Annotated in this window: 2 protein-coding genes; both read left to right on the forward strand. The window is 41.6% G+C overall.

Features of this window, described 5'->3' with window-relative positions; translation table 11 throughout:
* Positions 1-270 precede the first annotated feature (270 nt).
* Positions 271-696, forward strand: coding sequence for a septal ring lytic transglycosylase RlpA family protein (locus AB4161_RS21785; RefSeq protein ID WP_017068116.1), 426 nt, complete (start codon positions 271-273; stop codon positions 694-696).
* 442 nt (positions 697-1138) lie between these two features.
* Positions 1139-2152, forward strand: a complete 1014-nt coding sequence (locus AB4161_RS21790) for a manganese-dependent inorganic pyrophosphatase (RefSeq protein WP_017062680.1) — start codon at positions 1139-1141, stop codon at positions 2150-2152.
* The last annotated feature ends 192 nt before the right edge of the window (positions 2153-2344 follow it).

Consider the following 2344-nt stretch of genomic DNA (forward strand, 5'->3'; position numbering starts at 1 on the left):
CTCCTCCTACTCGATTTTGTGTGCTTTTTAAGTGCTCCATCATGTGGTGGTGGTTAATAAATCAACAACTTTAAGGCATTGTTAAAGTTGACGTTTTGAAGATAAAACCTTTCATGAATATGACTGAAGCGAGCGTGCTTCATGAAAACATTGCGGAATCACACTAGTGATAGCCTTCGCTGAGAACTCATAATACTCAGTTCAATACTGCTGAACCGCACTACAATGAAAATAGATAAACATTACATGAAGAAGATCTACTGAAATAGCATGAAAAAACTAAACCTTATCTTTGCCGCTTTTCTTATTACTTTGCTTGCCGGATGCTCGTCACATGCGGCCGTCGATACTTCAAAAACAAAGGGCTATGCCAATTCACATGCGCTTGTGGGAGTGGCTTCTTGGTATGGCGATAAATTCCATGGAAAACTGACGGCAAGTGGTGAAACGTATAATAAAAACGCCTATACAGCCGCTCACAAAACCTTGCCATTTGGGACTATCGTGAGAGTGACCAATACAGCCAATAACAAGTCAGTCGATGTCAAAATTAACGATAGAGGCCCTTACGTAAAAGGCCGAGTGATTGACCTTTCCCACAAAGCATTTTCTCAAATTGGTGACGTTAAGAAAGGCGTAGTAAAAGTCAAAATTGAGATTATTGATGACAGCAACACCTTTCGATACAAACACTAGAATCCCCTCCTAACCTCCCCTTGGTGTACATCTCCGCTCCCTTACCAGCAACGGGAAGGGGAGGAAAAAAACCTCGATCTCGATGATTGAATAGCATATTTATGCTTACTCGATAAGGCTGCTTTTGCAGCCTTTTTTGTGCCTTTCTATAATCCATTTTTAATAAGATTATCTTATTTTCAGTATGTGGGTTGATGATGTAATGTGGTCAATAAATCAGTGTCTTAGCTTTCTTATCATTAGGGTTCATTGAAATTCATTGTGAAATAATGAAAAGCTAACCTAATCCAAGTTGAGCTTTGGTGTGATTAACAGTGAAAGCCTAAGGGCAATTACATTTAGTTACTTACTGAAGTAAAACTGAAATATTAGTTACACGGTTCTGGAATTTTTGGTGTTTAGCTTATGGGCTTCTATATCGCATTTAAATAAGGAAATACCCGTGAAGCTAACCCCTGTCGTTGCAGCCGTAATTATGTCTTTCAGTTCAGCAAGTTTTGCTTTTAGCTTGCAACAATCTGCCAATGAAAACAGTGAAGATCTCGTATGGACAGGGCACCTAAGCCCAGACAGCGACACGGTAATGTCTGCGATGCTCGCGGCTCATATTTATGGTGGTACGGCGACAGTGCCTGAGCCGATTAATCCTGAATCGACGTTTATCTTGAACTACTGTAATGCAGAATCTCCACGTGTAGAGACAGATTACTCTTCATACCGAGTGGGGCTGGTTGACTTCAACCAAGTGACTCAATTAGCACCAACTATTGATCAAGCATCCATTGTGGCAGTGGTCGATCATCATGCGATTGGTGGCTCTCCAATTAACACCCCGCAGATTGTCGAGATGGATATCCGAGGTTGGGGTTCAGCTGCAACTATATTGGCTGACAATGCTGAAAAGCTCGATGTGACATTACCTAAACACCTCGCTTGTGTTGGCTTGGGTGCGATTCTTTCTGACACAGTGGTATTCCAATCAACAACTACAACAGATCATGATCGTGAATACGCAGAGAAGCTGGCGAAGGTTGCAGGCATTTCAGATATCGAAGACTTCGGTCAACAGATGTTGGTTGCAAAGTCAGATCTTAGCCACCTTTCATCTGAAACCATTCTGACGCTGGATTACAAAAACTTTAAGTACGGTGGCAAACAGGTGGGTATCGGTGTTGCTGAAACATTAATGGCTCAACAACTGATTGACCGTAAAGACGATCTTCTAGCAGCAATGAAGACTTACAAAAAAGAGAACGGGCTAGACCATCTGTTCTTTTCAATCACAGATACCAAGAACAAAGAAGCGAACTTATTGTGGGTGGATGAAAGCGACTATCAAGTCATCAAGTCGGCTTTCAACGCTGAACCAACAAGCGACATGCTGACGTTAGAAGGCGTCACTTCGCGTAAGCGCCAGATTGGCCCTGCGGTTCAAAAGGCAATTGAGAGCTTGTAAGTAGAAAGAGAGTTTGGAGGGGATTGGTAGAAATACCAATCCCTTTTTTAATTATTGGGCGTCTAAATGGGATTTGGACAGAAACGTGTCAGCTACTTTGCCAAATTAGCTTTTAGTGGATTATCTTAAGTACTGTGAAAACTCTAGTGAGTACCAAATTCATTCAGCGTACATTACTCATATCTCTGAATA

The sequence above is a fragment of the Vibrio sp. 10N.286.51.E5 genome (genome assembly GCF_041469125.1).
Lineage (GTDB): Bacteria > Pseudomonadota > Gammaproteobacteria > Enterobacterales > Vibrionaceae > Vibrio > Vibrio crassostreae_C.